This is a genomic window from Escherichia sp. WS338 (assembly GCF_046486405.1).
GTDB lineage: Bacteria > Pseudomonadota > Gammaproteobacteria > Enterobacterales > Enterobacteriaceae > Escherichia > Escherichia coli.
Window position 1 is genome coordinate 1 of record NZ_JBJQLL010000046.1, and the last position, 22780, is coordinate 22780.

Here is a 22780-nt window from a genome sequence, read left to right on the forward strand (position 1 = left end):
GCCAGACCGCAAGGTGTTTTAACAAATCAAAAGGGGTTTTAATAACTGGCTCAAAGCTGAAAGCTTTCCGGAACCCCCAGCCTAGCTGGGGGTTTTCTGTGCACAAAAAAATGGCGCTTCTTAAAGCGCCATTTTCAGCTTAAAGTTCAAAAGAGATTATATCCCTTCTTCACTCTCTTTTTTCGCTTCTGCCTTCTCGATTTCACGATACCAGCGCGGATGGTGTTTCTTCGCCCAGCGACGGCTCACCTTCCCTTCGATCATCCCTTTAATCGATCCTTTCACCCAGAATGCCATATACATATGGATCAGGATGGCGTGGATCAGGATGATACCCGCAGCCGCATGGATCAGCAGGCTATAACGGACAACCTGTATCGGGAAGTACTGCGCAAAGTACGGACGCCAGATAATCACCCCGGTCACCAGCAGCACGAAAATCATGCTCATGATCGACCAGAACATCATCTTTTGCCCGGCGTTGTACTTACCGACATCCGCCACTTTATGCTCATTGCCTTTCAATACTTCGACAATGTTCAACAGCCACGGAATATCTTTCTTATCCGGGATGTTGTGATGCACAAAACGCACAAACATAAACATCAGTGCGACGAAAATCGCAATGCCGAAGAACGGGTGCAAAATGCGTCCCATCTGCGGCGTACCGAAGGTTTGCGTCAGCCATTGCAGCGTCGGGAAGAAGAACGAAATCCCGGACAGCGCCACCAGGAAGAAGCAAATCACCACGGTCCAGTGACAGGCGCGATCAATAAATTTGGTGCGCACAATCATTTTCGACTTACTCATGATGATCCTCCTCGTCATCGTCCACTTCCTTATTCGGGCCAATACCGATGTAGTGGAAAATCAACCCGGCAAAAGTGGCAATAAAGCCAGCCGCTGCCAGCGGTTTCAACGCGCCTTTCCACAGGCTTACCGAGGTGTCGATCTTCGGATCTTTCGGCAGACCGTGATACAGCTCCGGCTGATCGGCGTGATGCAGCACGTACATAACGTGCGTACCACCGACCCCTTCCGGGTTGTAGACGCCAGCATGTTCGTAACCACGCGCTTTCAGTTTCGCCACGCGCTGTTCCGCCAGCTCCAGCATCTCCTTCTTGGTGCCGAAGTGGATAGCCCCGGTCGGACAGGTTTTCACACAAGCCGGTTCCTGGCCGACGCTGACGCGATCGACGCAGAGCGTGCATTTATATACCCGGTTATCCTCTTTGTTGAGGCGCGGAATATTAAACGGACACCCGGCAATGCAGTAACCACAGCCGATGCAGTTTTCCGACTGGAAATCGACAATCCCGTTAGCGTACTGAATGATTGCACCAGCAGACGGGCACGCCTTCAGGCAGCCCGGATCTTCACAGTGCATACAGCCGTCTTTACGGATCAGCCACTCCAGCTTGCCGTTCTGTTCGGTTTCGCTAAAGCGCATCACCGTCCAGGACTTGGCGCTCAGATCGGCGGGGTTATCGTAAACCCCGACGCAGTGCCCCACTTCATCACGGATGTCGTTCCACTCTGAACACGCCACCTGACAGGCTTTACAGCCGATACAGGTGGAAACGTCGATAAGTTTCGCGACTTCTGCTTTGTAATCACGCACCTGAGAAGGCGGCGTGATGGAGTTAGTTGCGGACCTTTTGATAATGTCCTGCGTTTCCATAGCCATCTGTTCGCCCCCTTACGCCTTCTCGATGTTGACTAAGAACGCTTTATATTCCGGCGTTTGCGAGTTTGCATCACCGACATTCGGCGTCAGAGTGTTAGCGATATAACCTTTACGCGCGACACCCTCAAAGCCCCAGTGGATTGGAATACCCACCGTTTCAACCTGCTGACCGTTTACATTCAGCGGTTTCAGACGGCGCGTTACCACAGCCACCGCGCGGATAAAGCCACGCTTGCTGGAGACAGTGACACGATCGCCATTGGCAATGCCTTTCGCCGCCGCCAGCGTTTCGCTGATTTCCACAAACTGTTCCGGCTGAGCAATTGCGTTGAGCAATGCGTGCTTGGTCCAGGTGTGGAAGTGCTCGGTCAGACGATAGGTCGTACCCACATACGGGAACTGCTCTTTTTTACCCATCCGCAGCGCGTCTTGTTCATACAGACGAACAACCGGGTTAGACACCACGTTCGGATGCAGCGGGTTAGTGCCCAGCGGCGTTTCGATTGGCTCGTAGTGTTCCGGGAACGGACCTTCCGCCATTTTGTTGATGGCAAACAGGCGTCCCATCCCTTCCGGCTGCATGATAAACGGCCCGGTTGGCGTACCCGGTGCGGCATTGCCGAAGTCCGGAATATCGTTACCCGTCCACTTGCTGCCGTTCCACTGGATCAGCATCCGTTTCGGATCCCACGGTTTACCGTTGATATCCGCCGAAGCACGGTTGTACAGCACGCGACGGTTGAGCGGCCACGCCCAGGCCCATCCCAGCGTATTCCCCAGACCGGACGGGTCGGAGTTATCGCGGTTAGCCATCTGGTTGCCCTGCTCTGTCCAGCTACCGGTGTAGATCCAGCAAGAAGATGCGGTTGTACCATCATCACGCAGATGCGCAAAGCTACTCAGCAACTGACCTTTCTTCGCAATCAGCACGCCATTAGCGTCATAGAGATCTTCCAGCGCATAGCCGTTGTTCTCTTTCGCCACTTCGTCAGATTGCGGTTCGTGCGGCTGCTTGTAGTTCCAGCTCATCTTCATCAGCGGTTCTACGCCTTTACCACCCTCGGCCTGGTACAGCTCGCGCAGATGATGGTAGATACCCGCCAGAATTTCGCCGTCGTTACGTGCTTCGCCCGGCGCGTCCTGACCTTTCCAGTGCCACTGCAACCAGCGACCGGAGTTAGCAATAGAACCATCTTCTTCAGCAAAGCAGGTCGAAGGCAGACGGAATACTTCAGTCTGAATGGACGCCGGATCGACATCGTTCGACTCGCCGTGGTTCTGCCAGAAGGTAGAGGTTTCAGTCACCAGCGGATCGATAACCACCATGTACTTCAGCTTGCTCAGGCAGCTCACCACTTTGTTTTTGTCCGGGAAGGACGCAACCGGGTTAAAGCCCTGGCAGAAATAACCGGTGACTTTGCCTTCGTCCATCATGTTGAAATACTTGATGACGTCGTAGGTCTGGTCCCACTTCGGCAGCCAGTCGTAGCCCCAGTTGTTCTCTTTTTGCGCGGCATCGCCGTAGAAAGATTTCATCAGGCTAACGAAGAACTTCGGATAGTTGCTCCAGTAGTTCACCTGATCAGCCAGCGTCGCTTTCGGCGTATTCGCTTCCAGATACGACTGCAAATCAACCTGTTTTTCTGACGGCAGCGTCAGATAACCCGGCAGGCTGGTTGAGAGCAGACCTAAGTCGGTCAGGCCCTGAATGTTGGAGTGACCACGCAATGCGTTCACGCCGCCACCGGCCATACCCATGTTACCGAGCAGCAACTGGATCATCGCCATAGTACGGATGTTCTGCGCACCCACGGTGTGCTGCGTCCAGCCCAGCGCGTACAGGAAGGTGGTTGTGCGATCCGGTGCGCTGGTGGAGGCCAGCACTTCACACACTTTCAGGAAGTCGGCTTTTGGCGTACCGCAGATGTTTTCTACTACGTCCGGCGTGTAGCGGGAAACGTGCGCTTTCAGCAGGTTCCACACACAGCGCGGATGAGTCAGTGTTTCATCGCGTTTCGCATAGCCGTTTTCATCGAACTGATAGTTCCAGGACGATTTATCGTATTGCCGTTTTTCAGCGTCGTAGCCGCTGAACAGACCGTCTTCGAAAGCAAAATCATCACGCACCAGCAGGCTGGCGTTGGTGTAATGCTTAACGTATTCGGCGTTGATTTTGTTGTTTTCGATCAGGTAGCGCAAAACGCCAGACAGGAACGTAATGTCCGTACCGGAACGAATAGGTGCGTAAATATCCGCCACAGAAGCGGTACGCGTAAAACGGGGATCGACAACGATCAAGGTTGCATCGTTGTTGTTTTTCGCTTCCATCGCCCAGCGGAAACCGACGGGATGCGCTTCAGCAGCGTTACCGCCCATCACCATTACGACGTTAGCGTTTTTGATATCCACCCAGTGGTTGGTCATCGCACCGCGACCAAATGTTGGAGCAAGACTTGCTACCGTTGGTCCGTGTCAGACGCGCGCCTGGTTGTCTACCGCCAGCATCCCGAGGGAGCGGGCAAATTTTTGAGTCAGCATCCCGGTTTCGTTGCTGGCACCGGAGGCACACAGCATACCGGTAGAAAGCCAACGGTTTACCGTTACGCCCTGCTCGTTCTTTTCAATAAAGTTAGCGTCACGGTCAGCTTTCATCAGCTTCGCAATACGGGAGAATGCTTCTTCCCAGCTAATGCGCTGCCATTTGTCAGAACCTGGCGCACGATATTCCGGGTAGCGCAGACGGTTTTCGCTGTTGACGTAATCCAGCAAACCGGCCCCTTTCGGGCACAGCGCACCACGGCTTACCGGATGATCCGGGTCACCTTCAATGTGATAAATCGCTTCTCTGGCGTTTTTCGCGCCATCACCCAGGCTATACATCAATAGCCCGCAACCTACGGAACAGTATGTGCAGGTGTTACGGATCTCTTTCGCGCGTAATAATTTGTAGTTTCGCGCCTGAGCCAGTGCTTGCTTCGGGGCAAAGCCCAATGCTGCTACTGTTGTTCCCGCCATACCGCCCGCGCAGATTTTAAAAAATTGTCTGCGACTGACGTCCATTGCTTTCCTCTTTTTTCAGGGGTATTACTGCGCGAGGAAACTAACAGTAAAATTCTGAATCTTTTTGCGCGAAATCAAAAAGAACACGTGTTTGCCACAAAATAATCCGCCTGCGCAAATTGACCTACCTCAATAGCGGTAGAAAAACGCACCACTGCCTGACAGGCCAGTTAAAAAAATGCTATAAAATTCAGCTTAATTTTTAACGGCAAGAGAGACAAAACAGCGAGCATGACACGACAAAAAGCAACGCTCATAGGGCTAATAGCGATCGTCCTGTGGAGCACGATGGTAGGATTGATTCGCGGTGTCAGTGAGGGACTCGGCCCGGTCGGCGGCGCAGCTGCTATCTATTCATTAAGCGGGCTGCTGTTAATCTTCACGGTTGGATTTCCGCGTATTCGGCAGATCCCGAAAGGCTATTTACTCGCCGGGAGTCTGTTATTCGTCAGCTATGAAATCTGTCTGGCGCTTTCCTTAGGGTATGCGGCGACCCGTCATCAGGCGATTGAAGTGGGGATGGTGAACTATCTATGGCCCAGCCTGACAATTCTCTTTGCCATTCTGTTTAATGGTCAGAAAACCAACTGGCTGATTGTACCAGGATTATTATTAGCCCTGGTCGGCGTCTGCTGGGTGTTAGGCGGTGACAATGGGTTACATTATGATGAAATTATCAATAATATCACCACCAGCCCATTGAGTTATTTCCTGGCGTTCATTGGGGCGTTTATCTGGGCAGCCTACTGCACAGTAACGAATAAATACGCACGCGGATTTAATGGAATTACCGTTTTTGTCCTGCTAACGGGAGCAAGTCTGTGGGTTTACTATTTTCTTACGCCACAACCAGAAATGGTATTTAGCACGCCCGTCATGATTAAACTCATCTCTGCGGCATTTACCTTAGGATTTGCTTATGCTGCATGGAATGTCGGTATATTACATGGCAACGTCACCATAATGGCGGTAGGTTCGTATTTTACGCCCGTCCTTTCCTCAGCGCTTGCAGCCGTGCTGCTCAGCGCCCCGCTGTCGTTCTCGTTCTGGCAAGGCGCGCTAATGGTCTGCGGCGGTTCCCTGCTCTGCTGGCTGGCGACACGTCGTGGCTAAAATAATTGTCGGGTCTACGGCCCGGCAGTTAATCAGATAAACTCTGACAATATTAAAAAATAAATTTCAAATACCAGAAAGTCATTTTAGTTACATTTAGTAACACATATCTGTCTGTTTAATCCACATTCTGCCCCCGCAGTTACGCTTTCTTATCTATTCTTCTAATCAGCACTTCACCTGATTCATCCTTAATTCTAATAACTGGCTATTGCGCCTTACCTCCTGTTTTGTCTTTTTTTCATTACCAATGTGTGCATGTGAGGAACAATATGGCACTGCAAAATGAGAAAAATAGTCGTTATCTTTTACGCGACTGGAAACCAGAAAATCCGGCCTTCTGGGAAAATAAAGGAAAGCACATTGCACGAAGAAACCTCTGGATATCAGTCAGTTGTCTACTTCTTGCCTTCTGTGTCTGGATGCTATTTAGCGCAGTTACTGTTAATCTCAATAAAATCGGTTTTAATTTCACTACCGATCAACTCTTTTTATTAACCGCATTACCCTCCGTTTCTGGCGCATTATTGCGTGTCCCCTACTCCTTTATGGTGCCTATATTCGGTGGACGCCGATGGACGGTTTTTAGTACTGCAATCCTGATTATTCCTTGCGTCTGGCTCGGAATTGCCGTGCAAAATCCGAATACCCCTTTTGGGATATTTATCGTTATCGCTTTGCTATGCGGTTTTGCAGGTGCGAACTTTGCTTCGAGCATGGGCAATATCAGTTTCTTCTTTCCAAAAGCCAAACAAGGGAGCGCTCTTGGGATTAATGGCGGATTAGGAAACTTAGGTGTAAGTGTGATGCAGCTGGTTGCACCGCTGGTCATTTTTGTCCCCGTATTTGCCTTTCTCGGCGTCAATGGCGTACCGCAGGCCGACGGTTCGGTGATGTCGCTGGCGAATGCCGCATGGATTTGGGTGCCATTACTGGCGATTGCCACGATCGCCGCCTGGTCAGGGATGAATGATATCGCCAGTTCACGCGCCTCAATTGCCGACCAGCTGCCAGTGTTACAACGCCTGCATCTCTGGCTGCTGAGCCTGCTTTACCTTGCCACCTTCGGTTCGTTTATCGGTTTTTCTGCGGGTTTTGCCATGCTGGCGAAAACTCAGTTCCCTGATGTGAATATTCTGCGCCTGGCGTTCTTTGGCCCATTTATTGGTGCCATCGCGCGGTCGGTTGGTGGTGCTATTTCCGATAAATTCGGCGGCGTGCGGGTGACGTTGATCAACTTTATTTTTATGGCGATTTTCAGCGCCCTGCTGTTCCTTACCTTACCGGGCACAGGCTCCGGTAATTTCATCGCATTTTACGCCGTATTTATGGGGTTGTTTCTGACCGCAGGTCTGGGAAGTGGTTCTACTTTCCAGATGATCGCCGTCATCTTTCGCCAGATAACCATTTATCGGGTGAAGATGAAAGGCGGTAGTGATGAGCAAGCTCAGAGAGAAGCCGTCACCGAAACGGCGGCGGCTCTGGGCTTTATCTCAGCCATTGGCGCAGTGGGCGGCTTTTTCATTCCGCAGGCGTTTGGCATGTCGCTCAATATGACCGGCTCTCCGGTGGGCGCGATGAAAGTGTTTTTAATCTTCTACATCGTTTGTGTGCTGCTGACCTGGCTGGTTTATGGTCGGCGGAAGTTCAGCCAAAAATAAGAGATCGATGCCTGACACGTCTTATCAGGCTACAACCGTGTCGCATCCGACAAGGCATCAGATCCCAATTCATTCCTGGAGCAGGAGTTATGTCATGAGTAAACTTTTGGATCGCTTTCGCTACTTTAAACAAAAGGGCGAAACCTTTGCCGATGGTCACGGACAGGTGATGCACAGCAACCGCGACTGGGAGGACAGCTATCGCCAGCGTTGGCAGTTCGACAAAATCGTGCGTTCCACCCACGGTGTTAACTGTACAGGCTCCTGTAGCTGGAAAATCTACGTTAAAAATGGTCTGGTGACCTGGGAAATCCAACAGACCGACTACCCGCGCACTCGCCCTGACCTGCCAAATCATGAACCTCGCGGCTGCCCGCGTGGCGCAAGTTACTCCTGGTATCTCTACAGCGCTAACCGCCTGAAATACCCGCTCATTCGTAAACGACTGATTGAACTGTGGCGCGAAGCCCTCAAGCAACACAGCGATCCGGTACTGGCGTGGGCATCGATTATGAACGATCCGCAAAAGTGCCTGAGCTATAAACAAGTGCGTGGACGCGGTGGCTTTATCCGCTCCAACTGGCAGGAGCTAAATCAGCTGATTGCCGCCGCTAACGTCTGGACCATCAAAACTTACGGCCCGGATCGCGTTGCCGGGTTCTCGCCGATTCCGGCGATGTCGATGGTTTCTTACGCCGCCGGAACACGCTATCTGTCGCTGTTAGGTGGCACCTGTTTAAGCTTCTACGACTGGTATTGCGACCTGCCGCCCGCCTCGCCGATGACCTGGGGTGAGCAAACCGACGTGCCAGAATCTGCCGACTGGTATAACTCCAGTTACATCATCGCCTGGGGGTCTAACGTACCGCAGACACGTACGCCGGACGCCCATTTCTTTACCGAAGTACGCTACAAAGGCACTAAAACCATCGCAATTACCCCTGACTACTCTGAAGTGGCCAAATTGTGCGACCAGTGGCTGGCACCAAAACAAGGCACTGATAGCGCCCTGGCGATGGCAATGGGCCATGTGATTTTAAAAGAGTTTCATCTCGATAATCCCAGCGACTACTTTATCAACTACTGCCGCCGCTACAGCGACATGCCGATGCTGGTAATGCTGGAACCTCGCGACGATGGCAGCTACGTACCCGGGCGCATGATCCGCGCGTCTGACCTGGTAGATGGACTGGGCGAAAGCAACAATCCGCAGTGGAAAACCGTAGCAGTTAATACAGCAGGCGAACTGGTGGTGCCGAACGGTTCGATTGGTTTTCGCTGGGGAGAAAAAGGCAAATGGAATCTGGAATCCATTGCCGCCGGTACGGAAACCGAATTGTCGTTAACTCTGCTCGGTCAACATGATGCCGTTGCAGGCGTGGCCTTCCCCTACTTTGGCGGCATTGAAAATCCGCATTTTCGCAGCGTAAAACACAATCCGGTCCTGGTGCGCCAATTGCCCGTTAAAAACCTGACATTAGCCGATGGCAACACCTGTCCGGTGGTCAGCGTTTATGATTTGGTACTGGCGAATTACGGCCTCGATCGCGGGCTGGAAGATGAAAACAGCGCGAAAGATTACGCTGAAATCAAACCGTACACCCCAGCCTGGGGTGAGCAAATTACCGGTGTGCCGCGCCAGTATATTGAAACCATCGCTCGTGAATTTGCCGATACTGCCCATAAAACGCATGGGCGCTCGATGATTATCCTCGGCGCAGGTGTTAACCACTGGTACCACATGGACATGAACTACCGGGGAATGATCAATATGCTGATCTTCTGCGGTTGTGTCGGGCAAAGCGGTGGCGGATGGGCACACTATGTCGGTCAGGAAAAACTGCGCCCACAAACTGGCTGGTTGCCGCTGGCCTTTGCGCTCGACTGGAACCGCCCACCGCGCCAGATGAACAGCACCTCGTTTTTCTACAATCATTCCAGTCAATGGCGCTATGAAAAAGTCTCTGCTCAGGAGTTACTTTCACCGCTCGCCGATGCCAGTAAGTACAGCGGTCATCTGATTGATTTCAACGTTCGTGCCGAACGTATGGGCTGGCTACCTTCTGCGCCGCAGCTGGGGTGTAACCCGCTCGGGATTAAAGCTGAAGCCGACAAGGCCGGATTATCCCCCACAGAATTTACCGCCCAGGCGCTGAAATCGGGCGATTTACGCATGGCCTGCGAACAACCAGATAGCGGCAGCAATCATCCGCGTAATTTGTTTGTCTGGCGTTCTAACCTGCTTGGCTCCTCCGGCAAAGGCCACGAGTATATGCAGAAGTATCTGCTGGGAACCGAAAGTGGGATTCAGGGTCAGGAACTCGGTGCCAGCGACGGGATCAAACCAGAAGAAGTCGAGTGGCAAACTGCGGCGATTGAAGGCAAGCTCGACCTGCTGGTGACGCTCGACTTCCGTATGTCCAGTACCTGCCTGTTCTCCGATATCGTTCTGCCCACCGCCACCTGGTACGAAAAAGACGATATGAACACCTCGGATATGCATCCGTTTATTCATCCCCTATCTGCGGCGGTCGATCCGGCGTGGGAATCACGCAGCGACTGGGAAATCTACAAAGGTATTGCCAAAGCCTTTTCGCAAGTGTGCGTGGGCCATCTTGGCAAAGAAACCGACGTGGTATTACAACCACTGCTGCATGACTCTCCGGCAGAACTCTCACAGCCGTGTGAAGTGCTCGACTGGCGCAAAGGCGAATGCGATCTGATTCCAGGTAAAACCGCGCCCAATATTGTGGCGGTGGAACGCGACTACCCTGCTACCTATGAACGCTTTACCTCGCTCGGGCCATTGATGGACAAACTTGGCAACGGCGGTAAAGGGATTTCGTGGAATACCCAGGATGAAATCGATTTCCTCGGCAAACTCAACTACACCAAGCGTGAAGGCCCGGCACAGGGGCGTCCGCTGATTGACACCGCCATTGACGCATCAGAAGTGATTCTGGCTCTTGCACCGGAAACCAATGGTCATGTTGCAGTCAAAGCGTGGCAGGCGCTGGGCGAGATCACCGGACGCGAACATACCCATCTGGCGCTGCACAAAGAGGACGAGAAGATTCGCTTTCGCGATATTCAGGCGCAGCCACGTAAAATTATCTCCAGCCCCACATGGTCTGGTCTGGAAAGCGATCACGTCTCCTATAACGCGGGATACACCAACGTTCATGAGTTAATTCCGTGGCGCACGCTGTCGGGACGCCAGCAGCTCTATCAGGATCATCCGTGGATGCGTGCTTTTGGTGAAAGCCTGGTGGCTTATCGCCCGCCTATTGACACCCGTAGCGTCAGTGAAATGCGCCAGATACCGCCAAACGGCTTCCCGGAAAAAGCACTTAACTTCCTGACGCCGCACCAGAAATGGGGCATTCACTCAACCTACAGTGAAAACCTGCTAATGCTGACGCTCTCTCGCGGTGGACCAATTGTCTGGATTAGCGAAACCGATGCCCGTGAACTGACCATTGTCGATAACGACTGGGTGGAAGTGTTTAACGCCAACGGCGCGCTGACGGCCCGCGCGGTGGTCAGCCAACGTGTACCGCCGGGTATGACCATGATGTATCACGCCCAGGAACGCATTATGAATATTCCTGGTTCGGAAGTAACTGGCATGCGCGGCGGCATTCATAACTCGGTCACCCGCGTTTGTCCGAAACCAACGCATATGATTGGCGGTTACGCGCAGCTGGCCTGGGGCTTTAATTACTACGGCACCGTCGGCTCGAACCGTGACGAATTCATCATGATCCGCAAGATGAAGAACGTTAACTGGCTGGATGATGAAGGTCGCGATCAGGTACAGGAGGCGAAAAAATGAAAATACGTTCGCAAGTCGGCATGGTGCTTAACCTCGATAAATGTATCGGCTGCCATACCTGTTCGGTGACCTGTAAAAACGTCTGGACCGGACGCGAAGGCATGGAGTACGCATGGTTTAACAACGTCGAAACCAAACCGGGCATTGGTTATCCGAAAAACTGGGAAGATCAGGAAGAGTGGCAAGGCGGCTGGGTGCGTGATGTGAATGGCAAGATCCGCCCGCGTCTGGGCAGCAAGATGGGCGTAATAACCAAAATCTTCGCCAACCCGGTGGTGCCGCAGATTGATGATTACTACGAACCTTTCACCTTCGACTACGAACATTTGCATAACGCACCGGAAGGCAAACATATCCCTACTGCTCGCCCGCGTTCACTGATTGACGGCAAACGGATGGACAAAGTGATCTGGGGGCCAAACTGGGAAGAATTGTTGGGCGGCGAATTCGAAAAACGCGCCCGTGACCGCAACTTCGAGGCCATGCAAAAGGAGATGTACGGGCAGTTTGAAAACACCTTCATGATGTACCTGCCGCGCCTGTGCGAACACTGCCTCAATCCCAGTTGCGTGGCGACCTGCCCAAGCGGCGCTATCTACAAACGCGAAGAAGACGGCATTGTGCTGATCGATCAGGATAAATGCCGTGGCTGGCGTTTGTGCATTAGCGGTTGTCCGTACAAAAAAATCTACTTCAACTGGAAAAGCGGCAAGTCAGAAAAATGTATCTTCTGTTACCCACGAATTGAGTCAGGCCAACCCACCGTGTGCTCAGAAACCTGCGTGGGTCGCATCCGGTATCTGGGCGTGCTGCTTTACGACGCCGACCGCATCGAGGAAGCGGCGAGCACCGAGCGCGAAGTTGACCTCTATGAACGCCAGTGCGAAGTGTTCCTCGATCCGCACGATCCCTCAGTGATCGAAGAAGCCCTGAAACAAGGTATTCCACAAAACGTGATTGAAGCTGCCCAGCGTTCGCCAGTCTACAAAATGGCGATGGACTGGAAACTGGCGTTACCGCTGCACCCTGAATACCGCACCCTGCCGATGGTCTGGTACGTTCCTCCGCTGTCACCGATTCAGTCTTACGCTGATGCGGGCGGTTTGCCGAAAAGCGAAGGCGTGCTGCCCGCCATCGAAAGCCTGCGTATTCCGGTGCAATATCTCGCCAATATGTTGAGTGCTGGCGATACCGGTCCGGTACTGCGGGCGCTGAAACGGATGATGGCGATGCGCCACTATATGCGTTCACAAACCGTGGAAGGCGTTACCGATACCCGCGCCATTGACGAAGTAGGCCTGAGCGTCGCCCAGGTCGAAGAGATGTATCGCTACCTCGCCATTGCCAACTATGAAGACCGTTTTGTCATTCCAACCAGTCATCGGGAAATGGCGGGCGATGCCTTCGCAGAACGCAATGGCTGCGGTTTTACCTTTGGCGACGGTTGCCACGGCTCGGACAGCAAATTCAACCTGTTCAACAGTAGCCGTATCGATGCCATCAACATCACCGAAGTGCGCGACAAAGCGGAGGGCGAATAATGCAGATCCTCAAAGTGATCGGCCTGTTGATGGAGTATCCGGACGAGCTGTTGTGGGAATGTAAGGAGGACGCGCTGGCGTTGATCCGCCGCGACGCACCGATGCTCACCGATTTTGCACTCGACCTGCTCAACGCGCCGCTGCTGGATAAACAGGCCGAATGGTGTGAAGTGTTTGACCGCGGGCGCACCACGTCGCTGCTGCTGTTTGAACATGTTCATGCCGAGTCCCGCGATCGCGGCCAGGCAATGGTGGACCTGCTGGCGGAGTATGAAAAGGTCGGTCTGCAACTGAATTGTAGGGAACTGCCCGATTATCTACCGCTGTATCTGGAGTATTTAAGCATACTTCCGGACGATCAGGCGAAAGAAGGATTACTCAACGTTGCGCCGATCCTCGCCCTGCTTGGCGGACGCTTAAAACAACGCGAGGCACCGTGGTACGCGTTATTTGACGCCCTGTTGCAACTGGCAGGAAGCCCTCTATCAAGTGACAGTGTCACAAAACAGATTCGCAGTGAAGAGCGTGACGACACCCGCCAGGCGCTGGATGCGGTGTGGGAAGAAGAACAGGTGAAGTTTATTGAAGATAACGCCACGGCGTGTGACAGCTCGCCGCTTAATCAATATCAGCGACGCTTTAGCCAGGATGTCGCGCCGCAGTATGTCGACATCAGTGCGGGAGGTGGGAAATGATTCAGTATCTGAACGTCTTTTTTTACGATATCTACCCGTACTTGTGTGGCACGGTTTTTATCCTTGGAAGCTGGCTGCGCTACGATTACGGGCAGTATACCTGGCGTGCCGCCTCCAGCCAGATGCTGGATAAACGCGGGATGGTGCTATGGTCGAACTTGTTCCATATCGGCATTCTGGGGATCTTCTTCGGTCATCTGTTCGGCATGTTAACGCCGCACTGGATGTACGCGTGGTTTCTGCCGGTGGCGGTAAAACAGCAGATGGCGATGATCCTCGGCGGAATATGCGGGGTATTGACGCTGATTGGCGGTGCGGGGCTACTGGTGCGTCGTTTAACAAATCCGCGTATCAGGGCGACGTCTTCTGGTGCGGATATCCTGATCCTCGCCATTTTGTTAATTCAGTGCATTCTTGGGTTAACCACCATTCCTTTTTCAGCACAACATCCGGACGGCAGTGAAATGATGAAGCTGGTGGGCTGGGCGCAAAGCATTGTCACTTTCCAGGGCGGTGCATCTACGCATCTTGATGGTGTCGCCTTTATATTCCGCGTTCATCTGGTGCTTGGAATGACCATCTTCCTGCTCTTCCCGTTCACCCGACTGGTGCATGTCTGGAGCGCGCCGTTTGAGTACTTTACTCGTCGGTATCAGATTGTGCGTTCGCGGCGTTAATTCTCACGCGGGCCGGACAGCCCTTCGCTCTCCGGCCACTTGCAGGCTATGATAGTTCTCCAGCCACAGGAGAACATTAATGAAACCGCAGGTTTACCACGTCGATGCTTTTACCTCTCAACCGTTTCGCGGCAATTCTGCCGGTGTTGTTTTCCCCGCCGATAATCTCAGTGAAGCGCAAATGCAGCTTATCGCCCGCGAGTTAGGTCATTCGGAAACTGCTTTTCTGCTGCACAGCGACGACAGCGATGTGCGCATCCGCTACTTTACGCCAACGGTTGAAGTTCCGATTTGTGGTCACGCGACAGTAGCTGCGCACTATGTACGTGCAAAGGTGTTAGGTTTAGGAAATTGCACGGTCTGGCAAACATCGCTGGCAGGAAAACACCGCGTGACTATCGAAAAGCATAACGATGATTATCGTATTTCGCTGGAACAAGGTACGCCGGGCTTTGAGCCACCGCTGGAAGGTGAAACATGTGCGGCGATTATCAACGCGCTTCATCTCACTGAAGACGATATTCTGCCAGGCTTACCAATTCAGGTGGCAACCACAGGACACTCAAAAGTGATGATCCCACTGAAACCGGAAGTGGATATCGACGCCCTTTCGCCTGACCTTAATGCGCTGACCGCTATCAGCAAACAGATTGGCTGCAATGGTTTCTTCCCGTTCCAGATCCGCCCAGACAAAAACGAAACCGACGGTCGTATGTTCTCGCCTGCGATTGGTATTGTGGAAGATCCGGTGACCGGCAATGCCAATGGCCCGATGGGTGCATGGTTGGTACATCACAACGTATTATCCCACGATGGCAACGTGTTGCGTGTTAAAGGCCATCAGGGGCGCGCATTGGGGCGTGATGGTGTAATTGATGTGACGGTGACAATTCGAGATAACCAACCGGAGAAAGTTACCATTTCCGGCACGGCGGTGATTCTATTCCATGCTGAATGGGCCATTGATTTTTGATGCCGTTGCCTGATGCGCTTCGCTTATCAGGCCTACAACCGGACTAATGTAGGCCGGATAAGGCGTTTACGCCACATCCGGCAACCTGACATAAATTATTTTCCCGCCTCCGGGTGCGTATCAAACGCCGCCATCACCAGCGCTAACTCATCCACAGTAAAGCCATGTTTCGCATCATCTACGCCCAGACCAAACTGTTCCTGCATCACGGCATATAACGACGCCACATCTGGTAGATTTCGCTGCTCAACTGCGTGCCCATTTTCATAATGGGTAAAATGAAAATTGGTCAGCGTTAGCTTGCCACCGTCCGGCAAATGGCGACACATCAGCAAATGATGGCGAAAATGCGACTGCGGCCAGTGCGCCGACCAGAAATTGCCCATCACATAATCGTTTTGTTGCTGCTCGCAGAGATCAAAACGGTACATCGACTGCCAGTGCTGATGATGATTAAACTGCAACACCCAATCATCACCCTCCTGTAACAACCGATACTCTCCGTGTGGCGTGATCTGCACGAGATCGGGAACTAAACGAATCGGCGCGGTTAGCGTCTGTCCACCGAAACCGACATCAGCAATCCATTTTTCCCCTTCCAGTTCCACCAACAACAAACGATGGGTGCGCGGCGGTAATGCTGGCGGATTTGATAACACTACGCGCCCTAACAAGCTGCGAACGTTAAACCCCAGCTCGCGTAACACCCGCTCAAACACGCCATTCTGCTCAAAACAGTAACCGCCACGATGGGCTGTCACCAGTTTCTCTTCCAGCGATTGATCATCAAGCTGTATTTCCCTCGGCAGCAAAACGTCGAGGTTTTCAAACGGAATAGTGCAATTGTGTTTCAGGTGCAATGCACGCAGCGTATCAATATTGACCGCAGCAGCTCCCGACCAGTTAATACGGGCAAAATAATGATTCAGAATGGGCGTCATCAGGCGTTTCCCTTAGTGGTTTTCTCAACTTATAACCTGGAATAGACGCCGCACCGGCTATTTTGTGCGATCGCGGACATGCATCACGTTCGCAAATCGCCAATCCCGTTAATTTCGTTACTTATTGCGTTACGAGCTACGCTTTTAAAACACCCTTCATAGCGAGGCGATATCGTGAGCCAATTCATTCCCGTCGAATTACACCATGCCAGCCGTCTGTTAAATCATGGCCCAACTGTCTTGATCACCAGTTTCGATGAGCAATCCCAGCGGCGTAACATTATGGCTGCAGCCTGGTCAATGCCGGTGGAGTTTGAACCTCCACGCGTGGCGATTGTGGTAGATAAGTCGACATGGACCAGGGAGTTGATTGAGCGTAACGGTAAATTTGGCATCGTTATCCCAGGCGTTGCAGCGACTAACTGGACGTGGGCAGTGGGAAGTGTATCTGGGCGTGAAGAGGATAAATTTTATTGCTATGGCATTCCGGTGGTGAAAGGTCCGGTGCTTGGTTTGCCACTTGTTGAAGAGAAATGTCTGGCGTGGATGGAGTGCCGATTGCTACCAGCGACTTCCGCGCAAGAGAAATACGACACGCTGTTTGGCGAAGTGGTATCAGCAGCGGCAGACGCACGGGTATTTGTCGAAGGCCGCTGGCAGTTTGATGATGATAAGCTCAATACGTTGCATCATTTAGGCGCTGGCACGTTTGTTACCAGCGGCAAGCGTGTTACGGCAGGTTAAGCATTACATGCTGTAACCGGGTTTCTTTATCAAAGCCTCCATTTGGGGCTCGATTTCGGCATCCCAGATAGCTTGCCAAGATTCTGGTTGAATCTGCTGTAGAGAAATGCTTATCGAGCTATCTTTACTGTTCAGATGGCGAATAATAACGTCGGTAATATCTGCAGCAAGTGCTGCTTTTTGTTGTTCGTCCAGTTCACGCGGAAAACATTTAATGTCTATGTGCGGCATGATTGTGCTCCTTTTGAAAGATGTCAGTAAAATTAACACACGTTGTGAATGTCGTGTGTCCGGTAATGCGTTTTTACGGCAATAATGCCTACTTGAAATTGTACATATTTGTACTACACACTTTTAAATAAAGCGCCAATGAAAACGTTAACTTGCAGAATATATTCTTCGCCAACATGCCATTAAGAAAACATCAAGTTCCCGGCTTGCCAATTTGTTAACGCCCATTATAGTTATTCTTGCCCTCACTAAAAATTTTCATCCGTAATTACCCCCAATAAAAATCCATTCTGGAGACGCTTAAGATGCAGCTTAATCATATCGTTAAAAGTCTGCTAATAACGGGATTATTCACCACCAGTTCTTTACCTCTCCTCGCGGCGGAAGCTCCTAAAGACGCCACCGCAGCCACACAACAAGCAAACAATTTACTCTACAACCAGTTGCCGTTTGCCGATAACACTGACTTTACTGATGCCCATAAAGGTTTTATTGCCCCTATCCCTCAAGACGTGATTAAGGGCGAACAAGGGAATGTTATCTGGGATCCACAACATTACGCTTTTATCAAAGAAGGCGATAAAGCCCCTGATACGGTGAATCCGAGTTTATGGCGTCAGGCGCAACTGATAAATATCAGCGGGTTATTCGAAGTAACTGAAGGTGTCTATCAGATTCGCAATCTCGATCTATCAAATATGACCATCATTGAAGGCAAAGAGGGTATTACCGTCGTTGATCCCCTTGTTTCAGCAGAAACAGCCAAAGTGGGTATGGATCTCTATTACAAAAATCGCGGCAAAAAACCGGTAGTGGCGGTTATCTATACACACAGTCATGTCGATCACTACGGTGGTGTTCGTGGCGTAATTGATGAAGCTGACGTTAAATCAGGCAAAGTTAAAATCTATGCGCCAGCCGGATTTTTGGAGGAAGCCGTTTCCGAAAACATCATGGCTGGCAATGTTATGAGCCGACGAGCCAGTTATATGTATGGCAACTTATTGAAACCTGATGTTAAAGGCCAGGTGGGGGCTGGACTGGGAACGACTACTTCAGCAGGAACAGTCACGTTGATTGCTCCTACTAACTACATCACCAAAACCGGACAAATAGAAACTATTGACGGGTTGACTTATGATTTCCTGATGGCGCCAGGTTCTGAAGCGCCTTCTGAAATGCTGTGGTTTATTGAAGAAAAGAAACTGATCGAAACCGCTGAAGATGTCACGCACACCCTTCATAACACCTATTCGCTGCGTGGGGCTAAAATTCGCCAACCGCTGCCGTGGTCAAAATATATTAATGAAGCTCTCAATTTGTGGGGTGATAAAGCCGAGATTATTCTCGCTCAACATCACTGGCCAACCTGGGGCAACGATAACGTGGTCAAACTGCTTAAAAGCCAGCGTGATTTGTATCGTTACATCAATGATCAAACTCTGCGCATGGCAAATCAAGGGATGACCCGTGATGAAATTGCCGCAAACTTTAAACTTCCCTCTTCACTGGCTAACACCTGGGCGAATCGCGGCTATTACGGTTCGGTAAGTCATGACGTGAAAGCAACTTACGTGCTTTATCTCGGCTGGTTTGATGGTAACCCCGCGACGCTTGATGAACTGCCGCCAGAAGAAGGCGCAAAAAAATTCGTCGAGTATATGGGCGGTGCTGATGCCATTTTACAGAAAGCCAAACAGGATTATGACCAGGGTAATTTCCGCTGGGTTGCCCAAGTTGTTAGTAAGGTGGTGTTTGCCGATCCAAACAACCAGGCAGCGAGAGATCTGGAAGCTGATGCGCTTGAGCAGTTAGGCTATCAGGCTGAATCTGGGCCGTGGCGTAATTTCTATCTCACTGGCGCACAGGAATTGCGTAATGGTGTACAAAAATTACCAACACCAAATACTGCCAGCCCAGACACCGTGCGTGCGATGACGCCGGAGATGTTCTTTGATTATCTTGCCGTCCATATTAATGGTGAGAAAGCGGCAGATGCCAAAACCGTGTTGAATTTCGATTTTGGTGAAGATGGCGGCACCTATAAAGTGGAGCTTGAAAATGGTGTTCTCAATCATACAGCTGGTGTAGAGGCTTCGGATGCTGATGCCACTATCACTCTGTCTCGTGATGTATTGAACAAAATTGTACTGAAAGAAGAGACGCTGAAAGAAGCCACGGCCAAAGGAGATGTCAAAATTACTGGCAATGCGGAAAAACTCAACGAGCTGTTAGGTTATATGGATAATTTTGAATTTTGGTTCAATATAGTGACACCATAAATTTACTGCATACCGGGCAGGTATCCTGCCCTTTTTTGGTTAAAAAATGGCTGAACGAAGAAAAACGCATCACTCATGGAAAACCCGCCGCGATATGGTTATTCGCGGCATGACGATTAGTTTGCCATGGTTTGCTTTTATCAATGTCAGTTTTGCATTGATAATTTTGCTGCGCCGTGTTCTGTTTAATGACCTTACTCCACCCTGGTTAAATGAAAAAAGCCTTATACATTCTATTGATATATCTGCAACGGGTATTCTGCTAATTTGCAGTGGTTTACTACTCATCCCTCGGCAAAAAACATTACCTATCCAGGTGCTATTAGTTGCCCTGAGCCTGCTATGGTCATGGTGTAGTTATCACTTTATTGCGTACTGGACGCTGCAGTTTGCTTATCCACTATGTGTATTATTAATGCTTAGTGGCGTTGTCGCACTTTATTTCCATACCCCATCATTGCTCGCATTTGTCATTCCCTTATGGTTCACCACTCCAATAGCGAGTCTTATGCTTAATCAACAGATCAATATTCATTTTGCTGTTGTATGGTGTATTTTTTCACTGGCGCTATATGGTGGGCGACTCATTTTGTTACGTTGGTTTGAAGAAGCATGGGTACAAAACAGTTATAACAACCAGTTAATTAATCGCCTTGATGCATTAGCACATCGTGATCCTTTAACTGGGATAGCAAACCGACGTGCAATGAACAGTATCTTACACGACGCGATAGATAACGGCGGGTCATTTGCTCTTATTATGCTGGATGTCGATTTTTTTAAACGTTACAACGACACTTACGGGCATCCTGCTGGGGATCGTTGTCTAATACAAGTTGCCGACGCTCTACAGCGTTCAACTCGCCAGTCGGAGGATGTTGTTGTCCGTTATGGTGGCGAAGAGTTTGCCATCATACTTTTTAATGCAACATTGCCGGAAGCAGAGACGGTAGCAGCCAGAGTGAAGCAAGAACTTAAACTGGCAGCTATCCCACATCAGGCATCTGCTGTTAATGCATTCGTTACGGTTAGTCAGGGGATTACCTGTTCTGCTCCCGCAAAAACGGCTGAACAAATTATTTCAGATGCCGACGCTGCGTTATACCGGGCGAAAGAAAGTGGGCGAAATCGATGGGCTTTATAAGCATTAGGGGACTGGACAGATTACGTCTCTCCTCGCTTAACAAGGGCTGACGGAGGGTAATAATTGTCTATAGCTATCTTCTTAGCGATGTCTTTCTGGTATCACATTGGATCGGTGCAATTATTTTTCCTTTAATACCCATTATGTTAAGAAATTCAGAAACAGCTGTAATCTCATTGGTTTTTTCATTCGTCTTGATCTTCCAAGGAATCTGACTGTGCATTATTGAGAACACACTAATAACGTGAATCGCTCCCTTGCGACGACTCTTGTCATAAGAGTACCGGAGCGTTTTTCCATCAATTGCAATGACGTCTTTATCATCTGAAGAATGGCAGTCAAGCATCCAGTTAATAAAGCACTCATGAAATTTTGCAGGACTGATACAGGATACAACTCTGGCAATGGTATCGTGAACAGGAATACCATTATCAAAATCACCATATTGCTTCAAAAAATCGAGATGTGTTTCCCCAAAATCCTCTATATCTTCCCAGCCTTCTGCACCCGAAATAACGGCACAAATAGTCAACAGTAGAATATCCGATAATTTATGTTCCACTTTCCAGGCTTGTCTGTAATCGGGGATAATAGAAATATGTTCCATCAATTTTTTAAGTTCCATTTTGTTCTCCTTAATTATGTAAGGAGTATTTGATCATGTATAAGCAATAAAAAACAGCTTTAGATAATGAGGAATATCTCAATTTTTAAACATAAAATGCGAATTATTTAGTACAAAAAAGCAGCGTTACGTGATCTTTCCATGGAAAAGAGAGTAATACACTGATTTTTAACGCAGATTGCCAGTGCTACCAACACTGACAATCTGCTCACCACAAGCAACTAACAGAGGTAGTTAATCATGGCTGAACACGATATTACGCCAGAAGTCGCCATTTCCAAAACACAGCGCCGCTATAAAGTCGGCTATGTCAGAGCCCGCCACATAAACAGCAAAACCTACATGACCACGTACTACTCACGACACCCCAGCCTGAACCTTAAGGGCGACTGGCTGAAAGAGGCCGGATTTGATACCGGACGGGGTGTCACGGTGAAGATTTCGGAGGGGTGCCTGACCATCATCGCTGACAGTGACGAGGTGCAGGAACTGCGGGAGGAACTTTATCAGGTTAAACAGGTGGTTAAGGGGATGCGGAACGGGATGTTTAGTGTGCTGAACGAGAATTAAATAATAAAAAAGCCGGGGAGATTTAAAATCTTCCCGGCTTTCTTTATCATCTAAAAAGGTAATAATCCTCTAATAGGAGAAAATTTTGTAATATCAATACCTTGTAATTTAAAGTAATTAAAAGCATCTTCTATATTGGAAAACGCACTAATTTCTTCAGTTGCATAATCTTCGAACACTTCCATTTTATTTTCTGGTATTTTGAAAAAATAGGTATTGTATTTTTCATCCTGTTTTTTAATGGCATATTGGAAAAAATAACTTTCACCATTTATTTCCTTTATCTCATCAAAACCTCTAACCTTACCATTCTCTATAGCAACAATTAATTTTTCAATAGACAAATCAACCATCTATATCTATCCTCACCATTGTCCCATCAGAACGTTTAATATTTATATGAGGCAAAGAACCATGCCCTGTGCCTTTATGGTCATCATGACCATATACACGACCAGTATTAGAATCAATAGGGTAACCTTTCCTATAACGGACAGTACCATCTCTTTTCTTAAATTGTTCCATCTTATGTTTTTTTCTAATACCGGCGGCATCCTGCGAACCGATCCCTCTTACTTTTTGAGCATCAGGAAAGGCCTCCATCAATAAATCATGGGCTTCCTGTTTTGATTTAACTGTGACAACGGTTCCTTGAGGCCCCTCTCGCAAAGATTTCGCGTTTTTGGAACATGCAGTCAGTCCCAGCGGATCGATCCAAGAGAGCGGATTCGGCGCGTATTGGTAGAGGTTTATTCCCCCCCCGCTAACCCTATCGGATCCGTTACCATGAACCGCCCGACATCCGGATCATAGTACCTGTGCAGATTGTAATGCAGTCCCGTTTCCCTGTCGAGGTACTGTCCCTGGTAGCGCAGGTTCTGCGCCACCCCGCCGTGGTCCTTCTCCTGTATCGTGTTACCCCAGACCTGATACCCCGTCTCCCACACGATTTTCCCGTCACTGTCCGTCATCTCTTCCGGCGCGCCGTTCACATCCGTGTG

At 50.1% G+C, this 22780-nt stretch carries 18 protein-coding genes and 2 pseudogenes; 11 read left to right on the forward strand and 9 right to left on the reverse strand.

The features are described from left to right. Positions 1-156 precede the first annotated feature (156 nt). Genes fdnI through fdnG form a run of 3 tightly spaced genes read right to left on the reverse strand, consistent with a single transcriptional unit; the run spans position 157 to position 4747 of the window. Positions 157-810, reverse strand: a complete 654-nt coding sequence (fdnI, locus tag ACJHWT_RS22770; protein ID WP_000045646.1) for a formate dehydrogenase-N subunit gamma — start codon at positions 808-810, stop codon at positions 157-159. Further along, positions 803-1687 carry a formate dehydrogenase N subunit beta gene (gene fdnH / locus ACJHWT_RS22775; protein WP_001240582.1) on the reverse strand — a complete coding sequence of 295 codons (885 nt, stop codon included), beginning with the start codon at positions 1685-1687 and terminating at the stop codon, positions 803-805. Before fdnH ends, fdnI begins: the two co-directional genes overlap by 8 nt. Before the next feature lie 12 nt (positions 1688-1699). Beyond that, on the reverse strand, positions 1700-4747 hold the full coding sequence (gene fdnG, locus ACJHWT_RS22780) for a formate dehydrogenase-N subunit alpha (protein WP_015912497.1): 3048 nt from the start codon (positions 4745-4747) through the stop codon (positions 1700-1702). Positions 4748-4978: 231 nt separating this feature from the next. Between fdnG and yddG the strand changes: the two genes are divergently transcribed. The 7 genes from yddG (at position 4979) to ACJHWT_RS22815 (ending at position 15242) form a co-directional block, all read left to right on the forward strand. Beyond that, positions 4979-5860, forward strand: coding sequence for an aromatic amino acid efflux DMT transporter YddG (gene yddG / locus ACJHWT_RS22785; protein WP_000198214.1), 882 nt, complete (start codon positions 4979-4981; stop codon positions 5858-5860). A gap of 272 nt (positions 5861-6132) precedes the next feature. Then, positions 6133-7521 carry a nitrate/nitrite transporter NarU gene (gene narU / locus ACJHWT_RS22790; RefSeq protein WP_001207907.1) on the forward strand — a complete coding sequence of 463 codons (1389 nt, stop codon included), beginning with the start codon at positions 6133-6135 and terminating at the stop codon, positions 7519-7521. Positions 7522-7615: 94 nt separating this feature from the next. After that, on the forward strand, positions 7616-11356 hold the full coding sequence (narZ, locus tag ACJHWT_RS22795) for a nitrate reductase Z subunit alpha (protein ID WP_001695729.1): 3741 nt from the start codon (positions 7616-7618) through the stop codon (positions 11354-11356). Further along, positions 11353-12897 carry a nitrate reductase subunit beta gene (gene narH, locus ACJHWT_RS22800; RefSeq protein ID WP_000702541.1) on the forward strand — a complete coding sequence of 515 codons (1545 nt, stop codon included), beginning with the start codon at positions 11353-11355 and terminating at the stop codon, positions 12895-12897. Before narZ ends, narH begins: the two co-directional genes overlap by 4 nt. Next, positions 12897-13592, forward strand: coding sequence for a nitrate reductase molybdenum cofactor assembly chaperone (narW, locus tag ACJHWT_RS22805; RefSeq protein WP_001166342.1), 696 nt, complete (start codon positions 12897-12899; stop codon positions 13590-13592). The genes narH and narW overlap by 1 nt, the downstream gene beginning before the upstream one ends. Continuing rightward, positions 13589-14269, forward strand: a complete 681-nt coding sequence (narI, locus tag ACJHWT_RS22810) for a respiratory nitrate reductase subunit gamma (protein ID WP_000617136.1) — start codon at positions 13589-13591, stop codon at positions 14267-14269. The genes narW and narI overlap by 4 nt, the downstream gene beginning before the upstream one ends. A gap of 79 nt (positions 14270-14348) precedes the next feature. Continuing rightward, a complete protein-coding gene (locus ACJHWT_RS22815) occupies positions 14349-15242 on the forward strand; it encodes a PhzF family isomerase (RefSeq protein ID WP_000804409.1) in 894 nt (297 codons plus the stop codon). Positions 15243-15337: 95 nt separating this feature from the next. Here the strand turns inward: ACJHWT_RS22815 and nhoA are convergent, their stop codons facing one another. Beyond that, complete coding sequence (nhoA, locus tag ACJHWT_RS22820; protein ID WP_000187912.1) at positions 15338-16183, reverse strand: N-hydroxyarylamine O-acetyltransferase; 846 nt, start codon at positions 16181-16183, stop codon at positions 15338-15340. A 174-nt stretch (positions 16184-16357) separates the two neighbouring features. Between nhoA and ACJHWT_RS22825 the strand changes: the two genes are divergently transcribed. Further along, on the forward strand, positions 16358-16927 hold the full coding sequence (locus ACJHWT_RS22825) for a flavin reductase family protein (RefSeq protein WP_000077282.1): 570 nt from the start codon (positions 16358-16360) through the stop codon (positions 16925-16927). A 3-nt stretch (positions 16928-16930) separates the two neighbouring features. On the opposite strand, the gene pptA is transcribed toward ACJHWT_RS22825, so the two are convergent. Further along, positions 16931-17158 carry a tautomerase PptA gene (pptA, locus tag ACJHWT_RS22830; RefSeq protein WP_001120148.1) on the reverse strand — a complete coding sequence of 76 codons (228 nt, stop codon included), beginning with the start codon at positions 17156-17158 and terminating at the stop codon, positions 16931-16933. Between the two features lie 305 nt (positions 17159-17463). Between pptA and ACJHWT_RS22835 the strand changes: the two genes are divergently transcribed. Further along, positions 17464-19440 carry an alkyl/aryl-sulfatase gene (locus ACJHWT_RS22835; protein ID WP_001176572.1) on the forward strand — a complete coding sequence of 659 codons (1977 nt, stop codon included), beginning with the start codon at positions 17464-17466 and terminating at the stop codon, positions 19438-19440. A gap of 94 nt (positions 19441-19534) precedes the next feature. Next, positions 19535-20584: a diguanylate cyclase gene (locus ACJHWT_RS22840; protein ID WP_000236739.1), complete on the forward strand. Its 1050-nt coding sequence runs from the start codon at positions 19535-19537 to the stop codon at positions 20582-20584. A 74-nt stretch (positions 20585-20658) separates the two neighbouring features. Here the strand turns inward: ACJHWT_RS22840 and ACJHWT_RS22845 are convergent. After that, positions 20659-21209, reverse strand: a pseudogene (locus tag ACJHWT_RS22845) (ISAs1 family transposase); the annotation flags it as partial. 240 nt (positions 21210-21449) lie between these two features. On the opposite strand from ACJHWT_RS22845, the gene ACJHWT_RS22850 reads away from it, so the two are divergent. Next, positions 21450-21779, forward strand: a complete 330-nt coding sequence (locus ACJHWT_RS22850) for a SymE family type I addiction module toxin (RefSeq protein WP_000807556.1) — start codon at positions 21450-21452, stop codon at positions 21777-21779. 50 nt (positions 21780-21829) lie between these two features. Here the strand turns inward: ACJHWT_RS22850 and ACJHWT_RS22855 are convergent, their stop codons facing one another. The 3 genes and pseudogenes from ACJHWT_RS22855 to ACJHWT_RS22865 all read right to left on the reverse strand — a co-directional run. Next, positions 21830-22132, reverse strand: a complete 303-nt coding sequence (locus ACJHWT_RS22855) for a hypothetical protein (RefSeq protein WP_000228044.1) — start codon at positions 22130-22132, stop codon at positions 21830-21832. Further along, positions 22125-22448, reverse strand: a complete 324-nt coding sequence (locus ACJHWT_RS22860; RefSeq protein WP_224485604.1) for a hypothetical protein — start codon at positions 22446-22448, stop codon at positions 22125-22127. Before ACJHWT_RS22860 ends, ACJHWT_RS22855 begins: the two co-directional genes overlap by 8 nt. 15 nt (positions 22449-22463) lie before the next feature. Continuing rightward, a pseudogene (locus ACJHWT_RS22865) lies at positions 22464-22780 on the reverse strand (RHS repeat-associated core domain-containing protein); the annotation flags it as partial.

Coding starts and splice junctions, on each gene's coding strand:
- narU (WP_001207907.1), top strand. CDS start 6,133: ATGGCACTGCAAAATGAGAAAAATAGTCGTTATCTTTTACGCGACTGG.
- narI (WP_000617136.1), top strand. CDS start 13,589: ATGATTCAGTATCTGAACGTCTTTTTTTACGATATCTACCCGTACTTG.
- ACJHWT_RS22840 (WP_000236739.1), top strand. CDS start 19,535: ATGGTTATTCGCGGCATGACGATTAGTTTGCCATGGTTTGCTTTTATC.
- narW (WP_001166342.1), top strand. CDS start 12,897: ATGCAGATCCTCAAAGTGATCGGCCTGTTGATGGAGTATCCGGACGAG.
- ACJHWT_RS22855 (WP_000228044.1), bottom strand. CDS start 22,132: ATGGTTGATTTGTCTATTGAAAAATTAATTGTTGCTATAGAGAATGGT.
- fdnH (WP_001240582.1), bottom strand. CDS start 1,687: ATGGCTATGGAAACGCAGGACATTATCAAAAGGTCCGCAACTAACTCC.
- narH (WP_000702541.1), top strand. CDS start 11,353: ATGAAAATACGTTCGCAAGTCGGCATGGTGCTTAACCTCGATAAATGT.
- ACJHWT_RS22835 (WP_001176572.1), top strand. CDS start 17,464: ATGCAGCTTAATCATATCGTTAAAAGTCTGCTAATAACGGGATTATTC.
- nhoA (WP_000187912.1), bottom strand. CDS start 16,183: ATGACGCCCATTCTGAATCATTATTTTGCCCGTATTAACTGGTCGGGA.
- yddG (WP_000198214.1), top strand. CDS start 4,979: ATGACACGACAAAAAGCAACGCTCATAGGGCTAATAGCGATCGTCCTG.
- ACJHWT_RS22815 (WP_000804409.1), top strand. CDS start 14,349: ATGAAACCGCAGGTTTACCACGTCGATGCTTTTACCTCTCAACCGTTT.
- narZ (WP_001695729.1), top strand. CDS start 7,616: ATGAGTAAACTTTTGGATCGCTTTCGCTACTTTAAACAAAAGGGCGAA.
- pptA (WP_001120148.1), bottom strand. CDS start 17,158: ATGCCGCACATAGACATTAAATGTTTTCCGCGTGAACTGGACGAACAA.
- ACJHWT_RS22850 (WP_000807556.1), top strand. CDS start 21,450: ATGGCTGAACACGATATTACGCCAGAAGTCGCCATTTCCAAAACACAG.
- fdnI (WP_000045646.1), bottom strand. CDS start 810: ATGAGTAAGTCGAAAATGATTGTGCGCACCAAATTTATTGATCGCGCC.